19 protein-coding genes are annotated in these 23,224 nt (G+C 70.4%); 5 read left to right on the top strand and 14 right to left on the bottom strand.

All coding sequences use genetic code 11. The features are described 5' to 3' along the window. Nucleotides 1–81: 81 nt before the first annotated feature. On the bottom strand, nt 82–3,618 hold the full coding sequence (dnaE, locus tag AMK18_RS25355) for a DNA polymerase III subunit alpha (RefSeq protein WP_073864615.1): 3,537 nt from the start codon (nt 3,616–3,618) through the stop codon (nt 82–84). 201 nt (nt 3,619–3,819) lie between these two features. On the opposite strand from dnaE, the gene AMK18_RS25350 reads away from it, so the two are divergent. From AMK18_RS25350 to AMK18_RS25340, 3 genes are read left to right on the top strand one after another with little or no spacing between them, the layout of a single operon-like run. Continuing rightward, a complete protein-coding gene (locus tag AMK18_RS25350; protein WP_073864614.1) occupies nt 3,820–5,145 on the top strand; it encodes a DUF2252 domain-containing protein in 1,326 nt (441 codons plus the stop codon). A 58-nt stretch (nt 5,146–5,203) separates the two neighbouring features. After that, nucleotides 5,204–5,923, top strand: coding sequence for a hypothetical protein (locus AMK18_RS25345; protein ID WP_198957083.1), 720 nt, complete (start codon nt 5,204–5,206; stop codon nt 5,921–5,923). 50 nt (nt 5,924–5,973) lie between these two features. Further along, complete coding sequence (locus AMK18_RS25340) at nt 5,974–6,798, top strand: thioredoxin domain-containing protein (protein ID WP_073864612.1); 825 nt, start codon at nt 5,974–5,976, stop codon at nt 6,796–6,798. A 51-nt stretch (nt 6,799–6,849) separates the two neighbouring features. Here the strand turns inward: AMK18_RS25340 and AMK18_RS25335 are convergent, their stop codons facing one another. Beyond that, nucleotides 6,850–7,428: a dienelactone hydrolase family protein gene (locus AMK18_RS25335; RefSeq protein WP_079199341.1), complete on the bottom strand. Its 579-nt coding sequence runs from the start codon at nt 7,426–7,428 to the stop codon at nt 6,850–6,852. A 37-nt stretch (nt 7,429–7,465) separates the two neighbouring features. Between AMK18_RS25335 and AMK18_RS25330 the strand changes: the two genes are divergently transcribed. Continuing rightward, nucleotides 7,466–8,599 (top strand): mechanosensitive ion channel family protein, encoded by a 1,134-nt coding sequence (locus AMK18_RS25330; protein ID WP_073864611.1) that lies wholly within the window; start codon nt 7,466–7,468, stop codon nt 8,597–8,599. Nucleotides 8,600–8,601: 2 nt separating this feature from the next. On the opposite strand, the gene AMK18_RS25325 is transcribed toward AMK18_RS25330, so the two are convergent. The 5 genes from AMK18_RS25325 to AMK18_RS25305 all read right to left on the bottom strand — a co-directional run bounded on the left by AMK18_RS25325 (nt 8,602) and on the right by AMK18_RS25305 (nt 13,129). Further along, complete coding sequence (locus tag AMK18_RS25325; protein ID WP_018104467.1) at nt 8,602–10,188, bottom strand: Na+/H+ antiporter; 1,587 nt, start codon at nt 10,186–10,188, stop codon at nt 8,602–8,604. A 109-nt stretch (nt 10,189–10,297) separates the two neighbouring features. Then, nucleotides 10,298–10,774 (bottom strand): GNAT family N-acetyltransferase, encoded by a 477-nt coding sequence (locus tag AMK18_RS25320; protein WP_073864610.1) that lies wholly within the window; start codon nt 10,772–10,774, stop codon nt 10,298–10,300. Beyond that, nucleotides 10,771–11,712: an RluA family pseudouridine synthase gene (locus AMK18_RS25315; RefSeq protein WP_018104465.1), complete on the bottom strand. Its 942-nt coding sequence runs from the start codon at nt 11,710–11,712 to the stop codon at nt 10,771–10,773. The genes AMK18_RS25320 and AMK18_RS25315 overlap by 4 nt, the downstream gene beginning before the upstream one ends. Before the next feature lie 64 nt (nt 11,713–11,776). Further along, nucleotides 11,777–12,430, bottom strand: a complete 654-nt coding sequence (gene lspA, locus AMK18_RS25310) for a signal peptidase II (protein ID WP_018104464.1) — start codon at nt 12,428–12,430, stop codon at nt 11,777–11,779. 57 nt (nt 12,431–12,487) lie between these two features. Then, nucleotides 12,488–13,129: a TraR/DksA family transcriptional regulator gene (locus tag AMK18_RS25305; protein WP_018104463.1), complete on the bottom strand. Its 642-nt coding sequence runs from the start codon at nt 13,127–13,129 to the stop codon at nt 12,488–12,490. Nucleotides 13,130–13,679: 550 nt separating this feature from the next. Between AMK18_RS25305 and ileS the strand changes: the two genes are divergently transcribed. Next, nucleotides 13,680–16,823, top strand: a complete 3,144-nt coding sequence (ileS, locus tag AMK18_RS25300) for an isoleucine--tRNA ligase (RefSeq protein ID WP_073864609.1) — start codon at nt 13,680–13,682, stop codon at nt 16,821–16,823. A 325-nt stretch (nt 16,824–17,148) separates the two neighbouring features. Here ileS and AMK18_RS25295 read toward each other — a convergent pair whose 3' ends face one another. The 7 genes from AMK18_RS25295 to AMK18_RS25260 form a co-directional block, all read right to left on the bottom strand. After that, on the bottom strand, nt 17,149–18,276 hold the full coding sequence (locus AMK18_RS25295; RefSeq protein WP_018104461.1) for a DivIVA domain-containing protein: 1,128 nt from the start codon (nt 18,274–18,276) through the stop codon (nt 17,149–17,151). A gap of 49 nt (nt 18,277–18,325) precedes the next feature. Continuing rightward, the gene (locus tag AMK18_RS25290; protein WP_018104460.1) at nt 18,326–18,610 is read right to left on the bottom strand and encodes a YggT family protein; all 285 of its coding nucleotides are present in this window, start codon (nt 18,608–18,610) and stop codon (nt 18,326–18,328) included. Nucleotides 18,611–18,682: 72 nt separating this feature from the next. Beyond that, nucleotides 18,683–19,300: a cell division protein SepF gene (locus AMK18_RS25285; protein ID WP_018104459.1), complete on the bottom strand. Its 618-nt coding sequence runs from the start codon at nt 19,298–19,300 to the stop codon at nt 18,683–18,685. 124 nt (nt 19,301–19,424) lie between these two features. Further along, entirely contained in the window at nt 19,425–20,144 is a 720-nt protein-coding gene (locus AMK18_RS25280) for a YggS family pyridoxal phosphate-dependent enzyme (RefSeq protein ID WP_018104458.1), read from the bottom strand. A gap of 6 nt (nt 20,145–20,150) precedes the next feature. Continuing rightward, nucleotides 20,151–20,909 carry a peptidoglycan editing factor PgeF gene (gene pgeF / locus AMK18_RS25275; protein ID WP_376456011.1) on the bottom strand — a complete coding sequence of 253 codons (759 nt, stop codon included), beginning with the start codon at nt 20,907–20,909 and terminating at the stop codon, nt 20,151–20,153. Further along, complete coding sequence (gene ftsZ, locus AMK18_RS25270; RefSeq protein ID WP_018104456.1) at nt 20,906–22,129, bottom strand: cell division protein FtsZ; 1,224 nt, start codon at nt 22,127–22,129, stop codon at nt 20,906–20,908. The genes pgeF and ftsZ overlap by 4 nt, the downstream gene beginning before the upstream one ends. A gap of 276 nt (nt 22,130–22,405) precedes the next feature. Then, nucleotides 22,406–23,200, bottom strand: coding sequence for a cell division protein FtsQ/DivIB (locus AMK18_RS25260; RefSeq protein WP_073864606.1), 795 nt, complete (start codon nt 23,198–23,200; stop codon nt 22,406–22,408). Between the last annotated feature and the right edge of the window lie 24 nt (nt 23,201–23,224).

The raw sequence follows: 23,224 nt of genomic DNA, 5'->3' as shown, positions 1-23,224 counted from the left end.
CCGGACTCCCGGTAAGGCCGGCACACCGAGAGGGGCGACCCCGCGCAAGCGGAGCCGCCCCTCTCGTACGCGTACCGGAGCTCAGCCCGCCAGGCAGGACGGCCCGAGCAGCACCTTCAGGTCACCGAAGAGCGCCGGGTCCGGCTTCACCCGGTGCCGGTCGAGCCGGAGCACCGTGGTCTTGCGGGGACCCTGGAGCCGGATGCGCACCTCGGTGTCGCCCCGGTGGCTGTTCAGCACCTCGCCGAGCCGGCTGACCATGGGCGGCGTGACCCGGACCGTCGGGATGGTCAGGACGACGGGCGCGTTGGTCCCCGCGTTCGAGATGTCGGGGACCTGCATCTCCATCGCGACCAGGCGCGGCACGTCCTCGCGCTTGTCGAGGCGCCCCTTGACGAAGACGACGGTGTCCTCGACCAGCTGCGTGGAGACCAGCTGGTAGGTGGCGGGGAAGAACATGCACTCGATGGAGCCGGCCAGGTCCTCCACGGTGGCGATGGCCCAGGCGTTGCCCTGCTTGGTCATCTTGCGCTGGAGGCCGGAGATGATGCCGCCCACCGTGACGATCGCGCCGTCGGCGTGCTCACCGCCGGTGAGCTGCGAGATCGACGCGTCCGACTTGTCGGACAGCACGTGCTCCAGACCGAAGAGCGGGTGGTCGGAGACGTAGAGCCCGAGCATCTCGCGCTCCTGGGCCAGCAGATAGGACTTCTCCCACTCGACGTCGGAGAACTCCACGTCGAGCCCGAAGCCCGGCTCGTCGCTGTCCTCCTCGCCGCCGCCGAAGAGGTCGAACTGCCCCTCGGCCTCCTTGCGCTTGACCTGCACCACGTTGTCGATCATGGGCTCGTGGTGGGCGACGAGCCCCTTGCGGGTGTGGCCCATCTCGTCGAAGGCGCCCGCCTTGATGAGCGATTCCACGGTCCGCTTGTTGCAGACGACCGCCTCGACCTTGTCCAGGAAGTCGGGGAAGGTGCTGTACTTCCCCTTCGCCTTGCGGCACCGGATGATCGAGTCCACGACGTTCTGGCCGACGTTGCGGACGGCGGTGAGCCCGAAGAGGATCACGTCGTCACCCTGGGCGGCGAAGTTGGACTCCGACTCGTTGACGTTCGGCGGGAGCACCTTGATGCCCATGCGCCGGCACTCGTTGAGGTAGACCGCGGACTTGTCCTTGTCGTCCTTGACCGAGGTCAGCAGGGCGGCCATGTACTCGGCGGGGTAGTTCGCCTTGAGGTACGCGGTCCAGTAGGTGACGAGCCCGTACGCGGAGGAGTGCGCCTTGTTGAACGCGTACCCGGCGAACGGGACCAGGACGTCCCAGAGCGCCTTGATCGCCGCGTCCGAGAAGCCCTTCTTCTTGGCGCCGGCCTCGAAGAGGACGAAGTTCTTCGCCAGCTCCTCGGGCTTCTTCTTGCCCATCACGCGGCGCAGGATGTCGGCCTCGCCGAGCGAGTAGCCGGCGACGATCTGGGCGGCCTTCTGCACCTGCTCCTGGTACACGATCAGGCCGTAGGTGAGGCCCAGGACCTCCTTGAGCGGCTCCTCCAGCTCAGGGTGGATCGGGGTGATCTCCTGGCGGCCGTTCTTGCGCTCGGCGTAGTTCGTGTGCGAGTTCATGCCCATCGGGCCCGGCCGGTAGAGGGCCGAGACGGCGGAAATGTCCTCGAAGTTGTCGGGCTGCATCTGGCGCAGCAGCGAGCGCATCGGCCCGCCGTCGAACTGGAACACGCCGAGCGTGTCACCGCGGCACAGCAGCTCGTACGTCTTGGGGTCGTCCAGCGGGAGGGCGAGCATCTCCAGGTCGATGCCCTTGTTGGCCTTCACCATCTTGATGGCGTCGTCCATGATCGTCAGGTTGCGCAGCCCCAGGAAGTCCATCTTGAGGAGGCCGAGCGACTCGCACTGCGGGTAGTCCCACTGCGTGATGGTGACGTTGTCGGTGTGCCGCACCCAGACCGGGGCGTGGTCCACGATCGGCTCGCTGGACATGATGACGCCGGCGGCGTGCACGCCCATCTGCCGGACCAGGCCCTCGACGCCCTTGGCGGTGTCGATGACCTTCTTGACGTCCGGCTCGTTCTCGTACATCCCCCGGATCTCGCCCGCCTCGCTGTAGCGCGGGTGGCTGGGGTCGGTGATGCCGTTGAGGTCGATGCCCTTGCCGAGGACGTCGGCGGGCATGGCCTTGGTGAGGCGGTCGCCCATGGCGTACGGGTAGCCGAGGACGCGGGCGGAGTCCTTGATCGCGTTCTTGGCCTTGATCTTGCCGTAGGTGCCGATCATGGCGACCTTGTCGGCGCCGTACTTCTCGGTCACGTACCGGATGACCTCGACGCGCCTGCGCTCGTCGAAGTCGATGTCGACGTCGGGCATGGAGACGCGCTCGGGGTTGAGGAACCGCTCGAAGATCAGCCCGTGCTCGATCGGGTCGAGGTCGGTGATGCCCATCGCGTACGAGACGATCGAGCCTGCCGCGGAGCCTCGGCCGGGGCCGACCGCGATGCCGTTGTTCTTGGCCCACATGATGAAGTCGGCGACGACCAGGAAGTACCCCGGGAACCCCATCTGGATGATGATGTCCATCTCGTACTCGACCTGCCGCTGCCGGTCCTCGGGGACGCCGTTCGGGAAACGGCGGTTCATCCCGACCCGGACCTCCTCCTGGAACCAGGTGATCTCCGTGTAGCCCTCGGGGATCTCGAACTTCGGCATCAGGTCGCGCTTCTCGAACATCCCGGTGGTGTCGATCTGCTCGGCGACCAGGAGGGTGTTGGCGCATCCCTCCTGCCAGGCGTCGGAGGAGTCGACCCCGTACATCTCGTCCGTGGTCTTCAGGTAGTAGCCGGTGCCGTCGAAGCGAAAGCGGTCCGGGTCGGAGAGGTTCTTGCCGGTCTGGATGCAGAGCAGGGCGTCGTGCGCGGTCGCCTCGGAGGCGTACGTGTAGTGCGAGTCGTTCGTCACGAGCGGCGGGATACCGAGCTTCTTGCCGATCTCCAGGAGCCCGTCGCGGACCCGGCGCTCGATCTCGATGCCGTGGTCCATCAGCTCCAGGAAGTAGCGCCCCTCGCCGAAGATGTCCTTGTAGTCGGAGGCCGCCTTGACCGCCTCGTCGAACTGGCCGAGCCGCAGCCGCGTCTGGACCTCGCCTGAGGGGCAGCCGGTGGACGCGATCAGGCCCTCGGACCACTGGGCGATGGTCTCCTTGTCCATACGCGGCCACTTCTGGAGCCAGCCCTCGGCGTAGGCGTCGGACGACAGCTTGAAGAGGTTGTGCAGACCGGTGCTGTTGGCCGCCCAGATCGTCTTGTGGGTGTAACCACCCGAACCGGAGACGTCGTCGCGCTTCTGGTGCGGCTGCCCCCACTGGATCTTCCGCTTGTGCTTGCGCGACTCGGGCGCGACGTACGCCTCGATCCCGATGATCGGCGTCACACCCGCCTTCTGCGCCGAGTGGAAGAAGTCGTACGCCCCGTGCAGGTTGCCGTGGTCCGTCATGGCGATATGGGACATGCCCATCTCGTTGCACGCGTTGAACATGTCCTTGAGCCGCGCGGCACCGTCCAGCAGCGAGTACTGGGTGTGGACGTGAAGGTGCGTGAAGGGCGGCTTGGTCACGGCGCTGTGCCTCCGGGGAAATGTGGATGACGGGACGGGTGACGTCTCGGGATGTCTGGGGGGACAGCGTGGAAGTCTACGTCTCCGAGGAGCGCGGCGACGGGCACTCCGCGATACGGTCGCGCGTTGGAAGGGCGGGACCACCCGTCCCATTTGTCATGCACGTCATCAGCCAGGTCAGGTACCAGGAGGCAGTCACAGATGTCGGACACGCAGACCGGCGCGGAGCGGCGCGGGGAGCAGATTCTCGAGGTCTTCGACACCGCCTTCGGGGAGCTCCTGGCGGCCGATCCGGCCGCGTTCCGGGTCAAGTTCCGCAAGATGGCGGGCTCCGCCTTCGCGTTCTACCGGGGCACGGCCTGCCTGTTCTACAGCGACCTGGAGCGCGAGCGGCACGGCGGCCCGTATCTGGACGAGCGCACCGGCCGGGTCTGGATCCACGGCGACCTGCACGCGGAGAACTTCGGCACCTACATGGACGCCAACGGCCGCCTCGTCTTCAATGTGAACGACTTCGACGAGGCGTACGTCGGCCCCTTCACCTGGGACCTCAAGCGCTTCGCCGCCTCCGTCGCCCTGCTGGGGTACGCGAAGGCGCTGGGCGACGAGCAGATCACCGAGCTGGTACGGGTCTACGCGGCGGCCTACCGCGAGCGCATCCGCGCCCTGGCCACGGGCGCCAAGGACGAAGAGGTGCCGCCCTTCACCCTGGACACCGCCGAGGGTCCGCTGCTCGGCGCGCTGCGCACCGCCCGCTCGCTGACCCGGTTCTCGCTGCTGGACTCGATGACGGAGATCCGCGACTTCGAGCGCCGGTTCGCCGAGGGCGGCGGCGCGATCGACCTGGACGCGGCCACGCGGTACAAGGTGCTGGCCGCGTTCGACGGCTATCTGGAGACGCTGCCGGAGGCGAGCCTGACCCGGCCCGACTCCTACCGGGTCAAGGACGTCGTGGGGCGGCGCGGCATCGGCATCGGCTCGGCGGGCCTGCCCTCGTACAACATCCTCCTGGAGGGCAACAGCGACGCCCTGGAGAACGACGTCGTGATCTACCTCAAGCAGGCCCAGACCCCGGCCGTCTCCCGGCACATCACGGACCCGGCGGTCCGCGGCTACTTCCAGCACGAGGGCCACCGCACGGTGATCTCGCAGCGCGCCCTCCAGGCCCACGCCGACCCGTGGCTCGGCTGGACCGAGCTCGACGGCGCCGGCCAGCTCGTCGCCGAGGTGTCGCCGTACGCGGTGGACCTGGACTGGTCCGACATCGACGAGCCCGACGAGATCGCGGCGCTGGTCGCCGACCTCGGCCGGGCCACGGCCACGATGCACTCGGCGGCGGACGACGAGAGCGGCCACTCGCTGGTGCCGTTCTCCACGGAGCGGGCGATCGACGCCGCCATCGCGGCCGACGAGGAGGGCTTCGGGGACCTCCTCGTGGACTTCGCCCACAGTTACGGTGCCCGGGCCCGCGCGGACCACCAGATCTTCGTGGACCTCTTCCGCAACGGGCGCATCCCGGGGCTGTAGCCGACGGAACGGAACCTTTAGGGGTCGCTTACAGGTTCGCATGCGACACTCCTGGGCGATGGACATATCCGGGACGCAGCTCAGAGCGGCACGCGCGGCGCTTTTCACAGCGCTCGTCGTGACGCTCTCCGCCGCGTCCCACGTCCTGCTCTCCCAGGTCGCGCTGCCCCTGGTCCCCGTCGCCGTGCTGGCCGGGGCCGTCTTCGCGGCGGCCTACACCCTGGCCGGCCGCCAGCGCGGCTTCGGGGCCATCGCCGGGCTGCTTGTCCCCCTGGAACTGGCCGCCGACACCTTCTTCACCACCGGCCAGCACCTCTGCTACGGGGCGGCGGGCGGCCCGATAGCGGGCCCCCTGCGCTCGGTGGGCGTCGACGTCCTGTGCGGCGGCGGCGACCTCGGCCCCGGCACGGCCCAGCTCGGCGACGTCGGCACCCCGCTCGCCTCGGTGACCGCGGGCGGCCAGGGCGCCGCCGCACTGCTCGCCTCCCCCGGCCCGCTGGTCCCCTGGCTGCTGCTGGCCGCCCATGTCACGGTCGGGCTGCTCGCCGCCGCCTGGCTGCACCGCGGGGAGCTGGCGCTCGCCGGGCTGCTCCGGGCGGGCGCGCTGCTGGCGTTCCGGCCGCTGCTGATCGCGGTGGCCGTGGTGCGCACGGCGGGCCGCCCGCCGCGCGCCCGGGTCCGCGCCGCCGCCTCCGGGCCGCTGCTGCCGGGCCGCGCCCGCCTCCTCGTGCACTCCGTGGGACGGAGGGGTCCGCCGCTCGGGGCCTGTGCCCTCTGAGCAACGCGAACCCCGGACCGTACGCCCCATATCCCACGGAGAACACCACCATGAGCAAGCGCAACAGCCAGGCCAACAAGTCCGCCGCCCGCGAGCGGCTGCGCGCGGAGCGCGAGCGCCAGGCGAAGAAGGACAAGGCCCGCCGCCAGGTCATCGTCGGCGTCTCGGTCGTCGCCGTCCTCGCCGTCGCGGGCGGTGTCGCCTACGGCGTGAAGAAGCTCAACGAGCCCGCCTACTGGGAGGCGGCCAAGGACGCCAAGCTCGTCGCGCCCAAGAACACCTCCGGCAAGGACGGCACCACCGTCGTCGTCGGCAAGGACACCGCGAAGAAGACCCTCAAGGTGTACGAGGACCCGCGCTGCCCGATCTGCGCCCAGCTCGAACAGACCGTCGGCGCGACCATGAAGAAGGACATGGACGACGGCAAGTACAAGGTCCAGTTCGTCGGAGCGACCTTCCTCGACACCAACATCCCCGGAGAGGGCTCCCGGAACGCGCTGAGCGCGCTGGGCGCCGCGCTCGACGTGAGCCCCGAGGCGTTCCTCGAATACAAGAGCGCGCTCTACTCGGCGAAGTACCACCCCGAGGAGCAGGACGACAAGTTCAAGGACGACTCGTACCTGATCAAGGTCGCCGACACCGTGGACGCGCTGAAGGGGAACTCCGCGTTCCAGAAGGCCGTCAAGGACGGGACCTTCGACAAGTGGGCCCTGACGCTGAGCAAGAAGTTCGATGAGGACGGCAAGAAGTACGACTTCCAGGGCACGCCGACCCTCGTCATGGACGACAAGAAGGTGACCGGCAACGACGGCAAGAACGCGCCGATGACCGTCGACGAGTACACGACGGCGCTCACCACCGCGCTGAAGGGCTGACCCGCTCCTTCGAAGGGCTCCGCACGGCCACCGCGCGGAGCCCTTCGCGCGTCACAGCGTGGCGAGGAACCCGATCGCGACCTTCCAGGCCAGCTCCGCCGCCTCCCGGTCGAAGTCGGGCAGCCCCGGGTCGGTGAAGAGGTGCCCGGCGCCCGGGTAGCGGTAGACCTCCACGTCCGCCCCGGTCCGCTGCATGTCCAGGTACCAGGAGTTCAGCCAGTCCGCCGTCTCGTACGGGTCGGGGTCGGCGACGTGCAGCTGTACGGGAAGCTCGTCCACCGAGGCGTTCTCGGCGATGTCCGAGGTGCCGTGCAGGAGCAGCAGCCCGCGCGCCTTCTCGTCGCCGAGGGCCAGCGTCTGGGCGACCGAGGCGCCGAGCGAGAAACCGGCGTAGACGAGGCCCTGGTCGGAGTAGGGCGCGGCGGCGAGCACGGCCCGCTTGAGCAGCTCCTCCTGGCCGGTTTCCTCCCGGAACGCCTCCGCTTCCTCCACCGAATCAAAGGTGTGCCCCTCGAACAGATCGGGCACGCGCACCTCGTGCCCGGCGGCGCGCAGCCGGTCGGCTGCGGCGTGCACGGCGGGGCGCAGACCGTACATCGAGTGGAAAAGCATGATGTTCATGACGCCCATGGTGCCAGTTGCGTTCGAAAGGATGGAGAGCGACAGCATGGAGAATGTTCTGCGGCCGCTGATCGTCCTCGGCGGCTCGGTGGTGATCACCCTGGCGGCGGGCTGGCTGTTCGACTTCCTGCTGAGGCGCGCCGACGCCCGGCACCACGAGACCCCGCTGTGGGGCCTGCTGCGGCGCTGCCGCATCCCGTTCCAGCTGGTCATGTGCGCGGCGCTGCTGCGCGGTACGTACGCGCGGACGGGCCTCGGCCCGGTCCAGGACCACCGGGTGGGCATCGGCCGGCTGCTGACGCTGGTGCTGATCGGCGCGTCGGCCTGGCTGGTGGTGCGGATCGCCATCGCGGTCGTGGACTCGGTGTACGCGCGCTACGCGGCGGCCCACAACCGGGACCCGGCGCGGGTGCGCCGGGTGCGGACGCAGGTGACGCTGATCCAGCGCGTGGTCATCGCCGTGGCGACGACCCTGGCGGTCGCGGCGATGCTGCTGACGTTCCCCGAGATGCAGGCGGTGGGCACCTCGATGCTGGCGTCGGCCGGTCTCCTCGGCATCGTCGCCGGTGTGGCCGCCCAGTCCACGCTGGGCAACCTCTTCGCGGGCCTCCAGATCGCGTTCGGCGACATGGTCCGCATCGGCGACACCGTGGTGGTGGACGGCGAGTGGGGCACGATCGAGGAGATCACGCTGACCTTCCTCGCGGTGCGGACGTGGGACGAGCGGCGGATCACGATGCCGGTCTCGTACTTCACGGGCAAGCCGTTCGAGAACTGGTCGCGCGGCGGGGCGCAGATGACCGGCTCGGTCTTCTTCCACCTCGACCACTCGGCGCCGATCGAGGCGATGCGCGACAAGCTGCGGGACATCCTCGGCGAGTGCGCCGCCTGGGACGGCCGGAACTGGTCCCTGGCGGTCACGGACACCACCCCGACGACGATCCAGGTGCGCGCGGTGGTCACGGCGAAGGACGCGGACGACATCTGGACGGCGCGCTGCGCGGTCCGGGAGCAGCTGATCGGCTGGCTGCGCGACCACCACCCGTACGCGCTGCCGCGGGTCGCGACGGCCCCTGCGGCGCTCCCGCCCGGCGACGCCTGGCCGTCGGTGAACGGGAACGGCAAGGACGAGCGGCCCGCGAGCAGCTGGAACCGGACCCCGCGCACCGGCCGGGGCTGAGCTCAGCGCAGGCTGCGTACGTCCAGCTGCCGCAGGACCCGGTCCACGACCTCCGGGTCGGAGCCGGGTTCGCTGCGTGCGGAGAGCACGGCGTGGCGGGCGGCCGACATCATCTCGCGCTGGATCCGGCTGACCGCCTGGAACCGTTCGACGCGCTTGGCGTAGGCGTCGCGCCGTTCGTCGTCCACCATCTCCGGGCTGATCCGCGCCCCCACGTCGTACGCGAGCCGGTGCAGCCGCTCGACCACGTCCTCGGGCAGGTCCTCGGTCGCCTCGATCTTCTTCAGCCGCTCCCGGGCCGCCTTGGCCGCCCGGATCGCGAGGTCCTTCTCCAGGGCCGCCTCGGCGTCCGTGTCCGCGCGCACCCCGAGCTTCCGCACCAGCCAGGGCAGCGTCAGCCCCTGGAAGACCAGGGTCACCATGATCACGGAGAACGCGATGAAGACGATCTCGTCGCGGCCGGGGAACGGCTTGCCGTCGTCCGTCTCCAGCGGGATCGCGAGGGCCAGCGCGACGGAGGCCACCCCGCGCATCCCGGCCCACCACATGATCACGGTCTCCCGCCAGCTGGTGGGGATCTCCTCGCTGACGTCCCGCCGGGTGTGCAGCCGCTTCGCGAGCCAGGTGGCCGGCAGCAGATACAGCAGCCGTACGCCGACGACGACCGCGACGACCGCGAGGCCCCAGCCGGCCGTCTCCAGCAGGCGCCCGTCGGCCGTACCGAACACGTTGTGGAGTTCGAGGCCGATGAGCCCGAAGGCGATCCCGGTGACGAGGGTGTCCACGATCTCCCAGAAGGTGCGTCCGGTGAGCCGGCCGAGGACGTCGTCGGCGTCCGCGGTGTGCTCCGCGAGGAACATCGCGGTCATCAGGACGGCGAGCACCCCGGAGCCCATCAGCTCCTCGGCGAGCACGTAGCTGACGAACGGCACCAGCAGGGTCAGGCCGACCTGGAGGGTGGCGTCGCCGAGCAGCCCCATCAGCTTGATGGTGAGCCAGCCGAGCGCGACGCCCACCGCGACGGCGACCACCGCGGACAGCACGAGCAGCCCGAACGCCTCGGGCCACGAGAAGGTCCCGCTGACGGCCGCCGCGATGGCCACGTGGTACAGCACGATCGCGGTGACGTCGTTGAACAGCCCCTCGCCCTCCAGGATGGAGATGAGCCGCCGGGGCAGCCCGACGGACCCGGCGACGGCGGTGGCGGCGACCGGGTCGGGCGGGGCGACGAGCGCGCCGAGCGCGACGGCGGCGGCGAGCGGCAGGCCGGGCACGATCGAGTGGGCCACCGCCGCGACGGCCGCCGTGGTCAGGAAGACCAGCGCGACGGCCAGCAGGAAGATGGGCCGCTTGTTCGCGGCGAACTGCCGCCAGGAGGTGCGCTGCACCGAGGCGTAGAGCAGCGGCGGCAGCAGCGCGGGGAGGATGATCTCCGGCGGGATGTCCACGTTCGGCACGAAGCTGAGGAAGGCCAGCACGACGCCGAAGAGCGTCATCAGCACCGGCGCCGGCAGCTTCAACCGGTCCCCCAGCGGAACCGTGACCACGGCACCGAGCAGCAGCAGGAGCAGCAGTGACATCTGGTCCACGGGGTGCCTTCCGAAGCGCTCCGGCCGGGGCCCGGTCCCACGCCCGGCCGATGCCCCTCACCCTGCCATGCGCCCCCCGCCGGCCGAGCTCAGGGGGTGCGGCGGGGCGTCAGATCGTCCGGCGCATCGCCCGGTGCGGGATGCCCGCGTCCATGAACTCGGGGCCGTACGGCTCGTAGCCGAGGCGCTCGTAGAAGCGCAGGGCGTGCGTCTGGGCGTGCAGGTCGACGGCGGTGAGGCCGTGGCTCCGGGCCGCGTCCTCGATGGCCCGCACGAGCGCGGCGCCGACGCCGAGGCCCCGGGCCTCCTTGCTCACCGCGAGCCGGCCGAGCGAGCCGACGGCCGGGTCCCCGCCGGTGTGCGAGGCGGCGGCGGGGCCGTGCAGCAGCCGCCCGGTCCCGAGCGCGGTGCCGTCGGCGGCGACGGCTATGACGTGCAGCGCGTCCGCGTCGTGGGCGTCGTACTCGATCTCCTCGGGCACGTTCTGCTCACCGACGAAGACCTCCTTGCGGACCTGGAAGCACGCGGCGCGGTCCTGCTCGTCGGCGACGGGCCTGGTGGTGTACGCGAGAGGCCCGGCCGTCACTGGCTCTCCTCCGCGATGCGGTCCAGCGCCTGCTGGAGGTCGTCGGGGTAGGTGCTGGTGAACTCGACCCAGCTCCCGTCGGCGGGGTGCTCGAAGCCCAGCTTCACCGCGTGCAGCCACTGCCGGGTCAGGCCGAGGCGCTTGGCCATGGTGGGGTCGGCGCCGTAGGTGAGGTCGCCGACACAGGGGTGGCGGTGGGCGGCCATGTGCACCCGGATCTGGTGGGTGCGCCCGGTCTCCAGCTTGATGTCGAGGAGGCTGGCGGCACGGTACGCCTCGATGAGGTCGTAGTGGGTCACCGAGGGCTTGCCGTCCGCGACGACCGCCCACTTGTAGTCGTGGTTCGGGTGGCGGCCGATGGGGGCGTCGATGGTGCCGCTCATCGGGTCCGGGTGGCCCTGGACCAGCGCGTTGTACTTCTTCTCCACGACCCGGTCGCGGAACTGGGCCTTCAGCAGGGTGTAGGCGCGCTCGGACTTGGCGACGACCATCAGCCCGGAGGTGCCGACGTCGAGGCGGTGCACGATGCCCTGGCGCTCGGCGGCGCCGGAGGTCGAGATCCGGTACCCGGCTGCGGCGAGACCGCCGATGACGGTGGTGCCGGTCCAGCCGGGGCTGGGGTGGGCGGCGACACCGACCGGCTTGACGATCACCACGATGTCGTCGTCGTCGTGGACGATCTCCATGCCCTCGACGGGTTCGGCGACGATCTGCACCGGCGCGGGCGCCTGCGGCATCTCGACTTCGAGCCAGGCACCGCCGTGCACCCGCTCGGACTTCCCGACCACCGAGCCGTCCACCTGCACCTTTCCTGCGGCGGCCAGGTCGGCGGCCTTGGTGCGGGAGAAGCCGAACATCCGGGAGATGGCGGCGTCGACGCGCTCGCCCTCCAGACCATCGGGGACGGGCAGGGTGCGGACCTCGGGTTGCGTACTCACCAGTCGAGTATGCCTTGCCCCCGCCGGTCCCCGTCCCACGGTCCGAAAGGCCCTGGGGAAGGACCTAGTCCTTGTGCACGGTGCCGTCGGGGTCCAGGCCCTTGAAGGAGAGGAACACGATCAGGATGCCGCCGCAGACGATCGCGGAGTCGGCCAGGTTGAAGACGGCGAAGTGGGCGGGGGCGATGAAGTCCACCACCGCGCCCTCGAAGACGCCCGGCGCGCGGAAGATGCGGTCGGTGAGGTTCCCGAGGGCCCCGCCGAGCAGCAGGCCGAGCGCGATGGCCCACGGCAGGCTGTACAGCTTGCGGGCAAGCCGCGCGATCACCACGATGACGGTCGCCGCGATGATCGTGAAGATGATCGTGAACGCCTCGCCGAAGCCGAACGCGGCCCCCGAGTTGCGCAGGGCGTCCAGCTTGAGCCAGTCGCCGAGGAGCTCTATCGGCTCCTGGTGCTCCAGCTTCGCCACGACGAGCATCTTGCTGCCGAGGTCGAGCAGGTACGCCACGACGGCGACGCAGAACAGCAGGATGACCCGGCGCCGCCGGGTGGCCGGCGAGCGGTCGACGTCCGCGTCCGCCGCGGTGGCCCCGGTGTCCGGAGCCTCCGGCGCACCCTGGTCGGGGGAAGCGGCCGCGCCTTCCGGCCCGGTCTCTCCGCTTCCCTCAGCCCCGGTGATGTCCGGCGTACCGATGATGCGCTCCGCCTCTGCCACGTGAGTCCCTCAACCTAGTTCCCGACTGAGGACGAGGGTACGGCACGCCCGTGCGAATCAGCCTCGTCGCTCCTGCTTCTGCTTGTCCTCGACACACAGCGTGGCCCGGGGGAACGCCTGCATCCGCGCCTTGCCGATCGGCTTGCCGCAGACCTCGCAGAGCCCGTACGTGCCGGCCTCCAGGCGGGCCAGGGCGCGCTCGGTCTGGTCCAGCATCTCCTGGGCGTTGGCGGCGAGCTGCATCTCGTGCTCGCGGGTGATGTTCTTGGTGCCGGTGTCGGCCTCGTCGTCGCCCGCCCCGTCGCCGGAGTCCCGCATCAGCCCGGCCAGCGCGAGACCGGAGGCCTCCAGCTCGTTGCGGAGCCGGGTGGCCTCGCCGGTCAGCCCGTCCCGCGCGGAGGCGACCTCCTCCGGGGTCCAGGGGTCCTCGCCCGGCCGTACGGCCAGCTCTCCCGGCGCCGTGGCGCCCCGGGCGGGCGGCACGGGTGCCGTGTCCTCGCCCGCGGTCCGGGTACCGGCCGCGCTCTTCTTGGCTACCACCGTGTGGGCTCCCGTCTGATCGGCGGCCTCGGCCGCCCCCGTGGTCGCCGAGGCCGCGGTGGCCCCGGTCTTCTTCGGCGTGGTCTTCTTCGCCGCGGTCTTCCGGGCCGCCGCCTTCTTGGCGGAGGTCTTCTTGCCGGGCGCCTTCTTCTCCACCATGGCCGCGGCCCCTTCACACACTGTGATCTTGCTCGCCAGTCGTGCTGGGACGATAAGTCGACCCAGGTCCCGCGGCAACGGGGCACGCCGCCGCATCCCGCCTCCCCGTGTCCGGATCACCGTGTGTCTGCCTCCGTTGTGCCCAGCTCCCCGCCGGGTAATCCGGCTTTCCGTCCCGCGCCGGGCCGCGCTCCGGCCGCACAAGCCCCGTATGGCCATTCGGGTCACCCCCGGGCCCTCCGTAAACCGGTCGGACGGCGTGCTCCGGGGCCCGTACACTGGCCTCAGCGAGAGGCATGGATGGGACGAGTAGCGTCGTACGCAGCCAGCAGCGACCCGGGGACGGTGGGAGCCCGGGGGCGAGCGCGTCGTGAAGATCACCCCGGAGCCGCCGGAAGAACGCCCCGAGGGGCCAGTAGAACCGGCATCGCACCCCAATGAGGGGGCCCGGGGCGCACGCCCGGGGCCAAGGAGGGTGGTACCGCGGGGACCGGCTCGGTTCTCGTCCCTCCGACGGAAGTGGAAGACGTCCGCCGGAGGAAGCCCGCACATGACATCGCCGCAGTACCGCCAGGTACCCGCCCAGGTCGACCTGCCCGCCCTCGAGCACGCCGTGCTCGACTTCTGGCGCGAGAACAAGGTCTTCGACAAGAGCCTCGACCAGTCCGAGGGCCGCCCCGAGTGGGTGTTCTACGAGGGCCCGCCGACCGCCAACGGCATGCCCGGCGCCCACCACATCGAGGCCCGCGTCTTCAAGGACGTCTTCCCCCGCTTCCGGACCATGCAGGGCTACCACGTCGGCCGCAAGGCCGGCTGGGACTGCCACGGCCTGCCGGTCGAGCTGGCGGTCGAGAAGGAGCTGGGCTTCAACGGCAAGAAGGACATCGAGGCGTACGGCATCGCCGAGTTCAACGCCAAGTGCCGCGAGTCCGTGACCCGGCACACCGACGCCTTCGCCGAGCTCACGACCCGCATGGGCTACTGGGTCGACCTGGACGACGCGTACCGCACGATGGACCCCGAGTACGTCGAGTCCGTGTGGTGGTCGCTGAAGGAGATCTTCAACAAGGGCCTGCTGGTCCAGGACCACCGCGTCGCCCCCTGGTGCCCCCGCTGCGGCACCGGTCTGTCCGACCACGAGCTGGCGCAGGGCTACGAGACGGTGGTCGACCCCTCCGTCTTCGTGCGCTTCCCGCTCACCTCCGGACCGCTGGCCGGCGAGGCCGCGCTCCTGGTCTGGACGACGACCCCGTGGACCCTGGTGTCCAACACCGCCGTCGCCGCGCACCCGGACGTCACCTACGTCGTCGCGACGAACGGCGAGGAGAAGCTCGTCGTCGCGCGGCCGCTGGTGGAGAAGGCGCTCGGCGAGGGCTGGGAGCTCACCGGCCAGTCGTTCACGGGCCGCGAGATGGAGCGCTGGACGTACGAGCGCCCGTTCGCCCTGCTCGACTTCCCGGCGCCCGCGCACTACGTCGTCAACGCCGAGTACGTGACGACCGAGGACGGTACGGGGCTGGTCCACCAGTCCCCCGCCTTCGGCGCCGACGACCTCCTGGTCTGCAAGGCGTACGGCCTGCCGGTGGTCAACCCGGTCCGCCCCGACGGCACCTTCGAGGAGGACCTGCCGCTGGTCGGCGGGGTCTTCTTCAAGAAGGCCGACGAGGCGCTGACCGAGGACCTCAAGGACCGCGGTCTGCTCTTCCGCCACGTCCCGTACGAGCACAGCTACCCGCACTGCTGGCGCTGCCACACCGCGCTGCTGTACTACGCGCAGCCGTCCTGGTACATCCGCACCACGGCGGTCAAGGAGCGGCTGCTCCAGGAGAACGAGAAGACCAACTGGTTCCCGGACTCCGTCAAGCACGGCCGCTTCGGCGACTGGCTGACCAACAACGTCGACTGGGCGCTGTCGCGCAACCGCTACTGGGGCACCCCGCTGCCGATCTGGCGCTGCGAGGAGGGCCACCTCACCTGCGTCGGCTCCCGCGCCGAGCTGGGCGAGCTGTCCGGCACGGACCTCTCCGGCCTGGACCCGCACCGCCCGTTCATCGACGACGTCACCTTCGCCTGTACGCACGAGGGCTGCGGCCTGGAGGCGCGCCGCGTCCCGGAGGTCATCGACGCCTGGTACGACTCGGGCTCGATGCCGTTCGCGCAGTGGGGCTACCCGTACAAGAACAAGGAGATCTTCGAGAGCCGCTACCCGGCGCAGTTCATCTCGGAGGCCATCGACCAGACCCGCGGCTGGTTCTACACGCTGATGGCCGTCGGCACGCTCGTCTTCGACAAGTCGTCGTACGAGAACGTCGTCTGCCTGGGCCACATCCTCGCCGAGGACGGCCGGAAGATGTCCAAGCACCTGGGCAACATCCTCCAGCCCATCCCGCTCATGGACCAGCACGGCGCGGACGCGGTGCGCTGGTTCATGGCGGCGGGCGGCTCCCCCTGGGCGGCCCGGCGCGTGGGCCACGGCACGATCCAGGAGGTCGTCCGCAAGACGCTCCTCACGTACTGGAACACGGTGGCCTTCCAGGCCCTGTACGCCCGTACGTCGAGCTGGGCGCCCTCGGCCGCGGACCCGGCGCCCGCCGAGCGGACCGTCCTGGACCGCTGGCTGCTCGGCGAGCTGAACACGCTGGTCGACCAGGTCACGCAGGCGCTGGAGGGCTACGACACGCAGCGGGCCGGAAAGCTGCTGTCCGCGTTCGTGGACGACCTGTCCAACTGGTACGTGCGCCGCTCCCGTCGCCGCTTCTGGCAGGGCGACAAGGCGGCGCTGCGCACGCTGCACGAGGTGGTGGAGACCGTCACGCGGCTGATGGCCCCGCTGACCCCGTTCATCACCGAGCGGGTCTGGCAGGACCTGGTCGTGCCGGTCAGCCCGGACGCGCCGGAGTCGGTCCACCTGTCGTCCTGGCCGAAGGCGGACCCGGCGGCGAGCGACCCCGCGCTCTCGGCGCAGATGGCGCTGGTACGGCGCCTGGTCGAGCTGGGCCGGGCCACGCGGGCGGAGTCGGGCGTCAAGACCCGCCAGCCGCTGTCCCGGGCGCTGGTCGCGGCCTCGGGCTTCGAGGCCCTGTCCGCGGAGCTGCGCGCCCAGATCACGGAGGAGCTGAACGTCTCCTCGCTCGCCTCCCTCTCCGCGGTGGGCGGCTCGCTGGTCGACACCACGGCCAAGGCGAACTTCCGGGCGCTCGGCAAGCGCTTCGGCAAGGGCGTCCAGGCGGTGGCCAAGGCGGTCGCGAACGCGGACGCGGCGGCCCTGTCGCTGGCCCTGCGCGAGGGCACGGCGTCGGTGGAGGTGGACGGCGAGACGGTCACCCTCTCGCCGGACGAGGTGATCATCACGGAGACCCCGCGCGAGGGCTGGTCCGTCGCCTCGGACTCAGGCGCGACGGTCGCCCTGGACCTGGAGATCACCCCGGAGCTGCGGCGCGCGGGTCTGGCCCGCGACGCGATCCGCCTGATCCAGGAGGCCCGCAAGAACAGCGGCCTGGACGTCGCGGACCGCATCGCCGTCCGCTGGACCTCCACGTCCCCCGCGACGACGGAGGCCCTCACCGAGCACGCGACCCTGATCGCGGACGAGGTCCTGGCCCTGGACTACGCGGAGTCCGCCCCGGACACCACGTACGGCCCCCCCTTCGAAGACGAGGGCCTGTCCCTCACGTTCCACCTCCGCAAGGCGTAGCCGTAACCCGAGGGGCCCGGCCGGAGACCGCTCCGGCCGGGCCCTTTCCTGTTCCCCTACCCGCCCCTTCCCGAACCGGGGGCTCTGCCCCCGGACCCCCGCTCCTCAATCGCCGGAGAGGCTTGATTTCGCCGCGCCGCAACCTTCAGCCTCGCCGGCGTTTGAGGCGCGGGGTCTGGGGCGGAGCCCCAGTTCCGGGAAGGGGCGGGGTGGGGAACAAGCCCCGCGCAGCGGATCGGGCACGCAAAAGGGCCGGGCCCCGGGGAAACCCCGGGGCCCGGCCCTCAGCCTGCCGACGGCTACGCGCTCAACGAGCGCGCCCCGCTCAGTTGTCGTCCTCGTCGATCAGAAACCCACGCATCGGCGACGGCGCCTGCTGCATCGGCTGCGGCGCCTGCGGCCGCACCGGCGCCATCGGCTGCGTCATCGCCGGCGACATCTGCTGCTGACCGCCGTACGACGGGGCACCGCCCATGGACGGGTTTCCGCCACCCATCGGCTGTCCGCCGTGGTTGCCGCCCATCGTGTGCCCCATGGCACCCGCACCGGCCGGAGCCAGCGAGGGCGACGGCGGCAGCGAGGCGGCGGCCGGGGTGCGCGGCGGAGCCAGCGAGTCGTCCGCCTGGGTCTCCAGCTGACGCAGCTGGCTCTCCAGGTAGGACTTCAGACGCGTCCGGTACTCGCGCTCGAAGCCCCGCAGGTCCTCGACCTTGCGCTCCAGCGTCGCGCGGGCCGACTCCAGCGAGCCCATCGCCACGCGGTGCTTCTCCTGCGCGTCCCGCTCCAGCGCGTCCGCCTTGGCGCGGGCGTCCCGCTCCAGGCCCTCGGCGCGGCTGCGCGCCTCGCCGACGATCTTGTTGGCCTCGGAACGGGCCTCCGCGATCGCCTGGTCGGCGGTCTGCTGGGCCAGGGACAGGACACGGGCGGCGCTGTCGCCACCGGGGCCCTGCTGCTGCATCTGCGGCGGGGGCTGCATCTGCTGCATCTGCTGCTGCGGGTTGTGACCGCCCATGGGACCGCCCATCGGGCCGCCCATGGGGCCACCCTGCATCGGGCCGGGGCCGTGGGGGCCCTGCGGACCGGGGCCGTGCGGGCCCTGGGGGCCGTGACCGCTGGGACCGGCGGGCAGCTGCGGAGCACCACCGGGCAGCTGGGGGGGACCCATCTGCGGGGGCTGCTGCTGGACCGGCGGGCCCGATATGGCGGCGGGCACCGGGGCACCCGGCCGGTCCTGCTGCTCAGGCGGCTTACGCATGCCCTGCTGCTGGTTCTGCGCGGCGGCACGCGTGGCGGCGGCCAGCTTGGCGCGCAGGTCCTCGTTCTCACGGAGCAGGCGGGTCAGCTCCGACTCGACCTCGTCGAGGAAGGCATCGACCTCGTCCTCGTCGTAGCCCTCTCGGAGGCGGACCGTCGTGAACTGCTTGTTCCGCACATCCTCGGGAGTCAGCGGCATCTCTTCTTCACCTCTACGTAGTCGTCGGCAGTCGGCAAGACCGTATCGCTCACAGCCTGACCACGATGCTGATCAGGATGGAAACGATGATCATCAGAACGAAGAAGGACAGGTCGAGTGCCACGCCCCCGAGACGCAGCGGCGGGATGAACCGCCGCAGGAGCTTGAGCGGTGGATCGGTGACCGTGTAGGTCGTCTCCAGGACGACCACCATCGGCTTGCCCGGCTGCCATGAACGTGCGAACTGGAAGACGTAGTCCATGACGAGCCGGAAGATCAGCACGATGAGGAAACACATCAACGCGATGTAGACAACACTTTGTGCGACGCCCATCTCTCGCGCTTCCCTCTCCCCTGGCTCTCGTAGCACCGGCCTCTCGGCCGGGTTGTTCCCGGTGTCGTGTTCTCAGCTCTGGTTGAAGAATCCGCCCTCTGCGATGCGGGCCTTGTCCTCCGCCGTGACATCGACGTTAGCAGGCGACAACAGGAACACCTTCTGTGTCACTCGCTCAATGCTGCCATGGAGACCGAAGACGAGTCCCGCGGCAAAGTCGACAAGTCGCTTTGCGTCCGTATCGTCCATCTCCGTGAGATTCATGATCACCGGAGTGCCCTCACGGAAGTGTTCCCCGATGGTACGGGCCTCGTTGTACGTCCTGGGGTGCAGCGTCGTGATCCGGTAGGGCTCGCGCTCGGACACGACCTTGGGCATGATCACCGGTGCGTTCTTCTCCATGTTCGGACGTTCAGGTGTGATGGATGCCACGGGTGCGATCCGGGCGGGTCGCTCACGCTCCGCAGGGATCTGGACCGGCTCCCGCTGCGCCGGCGGCTGGACCGCGCGGACCGGTTCGTCGCGCTCGCGGTCCCGCTCCACCTGATGCGCGGGCTGGTGCCGGCGCCGGTCGCGCTCGGGCTCCGGCTCGGGTTCGAATTCGTCGTCGGGGTCGAACCCCGGGCCGTCGTACCCATCGTCCTCCACGAGGCCGAGGTAGACCGCCATCTTGCGCATCGCGCCGGCCATGCTCTGAGTCCTCCGCTCTGTGGTGGATCGGCATCTGTCACCAAGTGCCCGCGATCCACTCCGGCCTTCCCGCCCTGGGCGGTAATGACCATATTTTCTGCTGTGGTCCGACTTCTTGGCGACGTTACCCGAGCCCGGGTCGGACTCCGAGTACCGCAGTACCGACGCGCACATGTGTCGCTCCGGCCGCGATCGCGTCCTCGAGGTCCGCACTCATCCCTGCAGAGACCATGTTCGCAGCCGGATGGTTCCCGCGCAGCCGGGATGAGAATTCCATCAGCCGGTCGAACGCGGCCCGTTGCCGCCCGGCGAAGGGCCCGGCGAGCGGCGCGACGGTCATCAGTCCGTCCAGCCGGAGCCCGGGCGCGGCGGCGACCGCGTCCGCCAACTCCTCGATCCCGTCGGGCGCGACGCCCCCGCGGGCACCCCGCTCGCCGCTCTCCGCGTCGAGCGCGACCTGGATGAGACAGCCGAGTTCGCGCTCGCGGCGCCCGGCCGCCGCCGAGAGGGCGGTGACGAGCTTCGTACGGTCCACGGACTGCACGACATCGGCATAACCGGCCACGGAACGGACCTTGTTGGTCTGCAACTGACCGACAAAGTGCCAGGAGAGAGACAGATCTGCGCATTCCGCAGCCTTGGGTGCGGCGTCCTGGTCGCGGTTCTCCGCGACCTGACGCACACCGAGTCCATGCAGAATCCGCACATCGCTCGCGGGGTAGGTCTTGGTGACCACGATCAGGGTCACCTCCTCCCGCTTGCGACCGGCCGCGACGCAGGCCGAAGCGATCCGTTCCTCCACCCGCGCCAGATTCGCCGCGAGTTGTTCCTTGCGTTCCGTCATGCCCTATCAGTCCAGCCAGACATATCCGGCGAGCCGCCCGGTGGTGCGGTCGCGTCGGTACGAGAAGTGGTCGCCCGATTCCAGGGTGCAGAAGGGCGACGCCTGCCGGTCGGTGACGCCGAGCTCCGCGAGCTGGGCGTGCACCCCGCCGGTGACGTCCACCGCGGGGGTGCCCCAGCTGGTTTCGGACCAGGTGCCCGGCACCCGCGCGGCGACCTCGTCCCGCATCGCCGCCGGCACCTCGTAGCACCGCCCGCAGACGGCCGGCCCGGTCCGGGCGGTGATCCGGGAGACCTCCGCGCCCAGCCGGACCATGGCCTCGACCGCGGCCGGCACGACCCCGGCGACCAGCCCCGGCCGCCCGGCGTGCGCCGCGGCGACGACACCGGCCTCCGGGTCGGCGAGCAGGACGGGCGTGCAGTCGGCGGTCAGCACGGCGAGCGCGAGTCCGCGTCGCGCGGTGACCACCGCGTCCACGGCGGGAATCTCCGCCGCCTCGCCCCAGGGTCCGTCGACCACGGCCACGTCCCGGCCGTGGACCTGGTTCATCCAGACGACCCGCGCCGGGTCGAGCCCCCGGGCGCGCGCGGCCCGTTCGCGGTTGGCGAGAACGGCGGCGGGGTCGTCACCGACCGCGCCGCCGAGATTCAGCTCCGCGTACGGGGCGGCGCTCACTCCGCCCCACCTGTCGGTGAAGGAGAAATGAGCGCCGCCCCGCGAAAAGACAGAGACCGTCGGGTTCACTGCGTCATGCGGACCTATCACTTCAAGAAGTCCGGTACGTCCAGCTCTTCGGCCTGGGAGTCCGAGTAGGGACGGGCCGGCGGGACGTGCGGCGGCGAGACGACCGGCGGAAGGTGGGTCTCACCCGACACCGGGACCGGCTCGGCCTGCGCCGGCTGCTCCTCGCGCGGCGGCACCGAACCGAGCCCGCCGGACTGGCGCACCGGCTCGGGCGCGGACCGGACCGGCGTCGGGGCCGGCTCCTCGCGCTTGGCGCTGTTCGCACCGAGGACGTTCTCCCGCCGGGCCGGCGGCTGTCCGCCGTCGAAGCCCGCCGCGATCACGGTGACCCGCACCTCGTCGCCGAGGGCGTCGTCGATGACCGCGCCGAAGATGATGTTCGCCTCCGGGTGGGCCGCCTCGCTCACCAGCTGGGCGGCCTCGTTGATCTCGAAGAGACCGAGGTCGCTGCCGCCGGAGATGGAGAGCAGGACACCGCGGGCGCCGTCGATGGACGCCTCCAGGAGCGGCGAGGAGATCGCCATCTCCGCGGCGGCCACCGCGCGGTCGTCGCCGCGGGCGGAGCCGATGCCCATGAGCGCGGAACCGGCCTCGGACATGACCGACTTGACGTCGGCGAAGTCGAGGTTGATCAGGCCCGGCGTGGTGATGAGGTCGGTGATGCCCTGGACGCCCGAGAGCAGGACCTGGTCCGCCGACTTGAACGCGTCGAGCACGCTGACCTGGCGGTCCGAGATGGACAGCAGCCGGTCGTTGGGAATGACGATGAGGGTGTCGACCTCTTCGCGGAGCTCGGCGATGCCGTCCTCCGCCTGGTTGGCGCGACGCCGGCCCTCGAAGGTGAACGGGCGGGTGACCACACCGATCGTCAGGGCGCCGAGCGAGCGCGCGATGTTGGCGACCACGGGGGCGCCACCGGTGCCGGTGCCGCCGCCTTCGCCTGCGGTGACGAAGACCATGTCGGCCCCCTTGAGGACCTCCTCGATCTCCTCACGGTGGTCCTCTGCCGCCTTACGACCGACGGCCGGGTTCGCCCCGGCGCCGAGGCCGCGGGTGAGTTCGCGGCCGACGTCGAGCTTGACGTCGGCGTCGCTCATCAACAGGGCTTGCGCATCCGTGTTGATCGCGATGAACTCGACGCCCTTGAGACCGACCTCGATCATTCGGTTGATGGCATTGACACCACCGCCGCCGACACCGATGACCTTGATGACTGCGAGGTAGTTCTGCGGTGCTGCCACGTCGAAGGCCTCTCGCCTCGAGTTACGTGTCGTCGCTTCGCGGTGATCCCGCCGCGACGACGGATGCCGATTGGGACGGTCCGAACGCCGACCCAAACCCTAACGTTCAAGTTTAGGGTTACCAGTGTGTCTGCTTCATGGACTCTTCCGAACAGGACACTAAGTCGACAAGTGGCGCACGTTCAACGAACACGCCGAACCTCCCGTTTTTCTTTTCACCCTATGTGATCACCCGTAGCGCTGACCAACCAGGGTGCTGGCCAGGCCAAATGTGCGTCAACCACCCGACACCGCAGGGGCGGTGGGGGCACTCACGTCGAAGTGTCCCGCTTTGGGGGCGGCCTTCATGAGAGCGGTGAGGACCTTCGCCTTCACCGCGCCCGCTCCGCCGCTTCCCCACATCACCGTGCGATCCCCGCTGAGTTCCAGGGAGATGGCGTCGTACGAGTCGACCCGGACGACCCGGGTGTCCTCGGCGACGCCGTCCGGGAGGTCACCCGCGACACGGACCGCTTCCCGCACCAGCCGGTCACTGCCGAAGCGGCGCAGGCTCGCGGAACGGCCCTTGGCCACTTCCAGCAGAGGCACGTGCCCGGGCGACTTGTCCACCGTTGCGAAGTGCACGCCCTCGGCGTCCACTTCGATGAACTTTCCGCCCTTTTTCACCAACAGGACCGGCTTTCGCTCGGTCACCTTAAGTCCGATCCCGTGCGGCCATGACCGAACGACATCCACCTTGTCGATACGAGGCAACTTCTGGCGCAACCTCTTCTCGATGGCGCCGGTGTCGACGGAGACGAGCGGGGCGCCCACCGGCACCGCCGCGGCGCGCTCCACCTCGTCCGGTGTCAGCACCCCGACTCCGGTGATCCTGACCTGTTCGACCCGCAGCCAGGAGGAGCCGTACAGCGCCCAGACGGCGCCGGAGCCGAGCAGCAGTACGGCTCCGGCGATCAGGAGCAGCAGCCGGCGCCGGGAGACGCGGCGCCCCTCGGGGCGTGGCCGCGGCGGCCGGTCCGGGGCGTCCTCCTGCTTCCCTGCACCGCGCTGGGCGGTCGTCGGTCCGGCCACGCTCGCTCCTTATGCCGGGTCCGG

The sequence above is a fragment of the Streptomyces sp. CB01249 genome (assembly GCF_001905735.1).
GTDB lineage: Bacteria > Actinomycetota > Actinomycetes > Streptomycetales > Streptomycetaceae > Streptomyces.
Note: the sequence above shows the minus strand (reverse complement) of the source record. Positions and strands in the feature narration are given on the sequence as shown.

What these genes read in the sequence shown, in the direction of transcription:
- AMK18_RS25350 (WP_073864614.1), top strand. Translation starts at nt 3,820, where the DNA reads ATGTCGGACACGCAGACCGGCGCGGAGCGGCGCGGGGAGCAGATTCTC.
- AMK18_RS25345 (WP_198957083.1), top strand. Translation starts at nt 5,204, where the DNA reads ATGGACATATCCGGGACGCAGCTCAGAGCGGCACGCGCGGCGCTTTTC.
- AMK18_RS25340 (WP_073864612.1), top strand. Translation starts at nt 5,974, where the DNA reads ATGAGCAAGCGCAACAGCCAGGCCAACAAGTCCGCCGCCCGCGAGCGG.
- AMK18_RS25335 (WP_079199341.1), bottom strand. Translation starts at nt 7,428, where the DNA reads ATGGGCGTCATGAACATCATGCTTTTCCACTCGATGTACGGTCTGCGC.
- AMK18_RS25330 (WP_073864611.1), top strand. Translation starts at nt 7,466, where the DNA reads ATGGAGAATGTTCTGCGGCCGCTGATCGTCCTCGGCGGCTCGGTGGTG.
- AMK18_RS25305 (WP_018104463.1), bottom strand. Translation starts at nt 13,129, where the DNA reads ATGGTGGAGAAGAAGGCGCCCGGCAAGAAGACCTCCGCCAAGAAGGCG.
- ileS (WP_073864609.1), top strand. Translation starts at nt 13,680, where the DNA reads ATGACATCGCCGCAGTACCGCCAGGTACCCGCCCAGGTCGACCTGCCC.
- AMK18_RS25295 (WP_018104461.1), bottom strand. Translation starts at nt 18,276, where the DNA reads ATGCCGCTGACTCCCGAGGATGTGCGGAACAAGCAGTTCACGACGGTC.
- AMK18_RS25290 (WP_018104460.1), bottom strand. Translation starts at nt 18,610, where the DNA reads ATGGGCGTCGCACAAAGTGTTGTCTACATCGCGTTGATGTGTTTCCTC.
- AMK18_RS25285 (WP_018104459.1), bottom strand. Translation starts at nt 19,300, where the DNA reads ATGGCCGGCGCGATGCGCAAGATGGCGGTCTACCTCGGCCTCGTGGAG.
- AMK18_RS25280 (WP_018104458.1), bottom strand. Translation starts at nt 20,144, where the DNA reads ATGACGGAACGCAAGGAACAACTCGCGGCGAATCTGGCGCGGGTGGAG.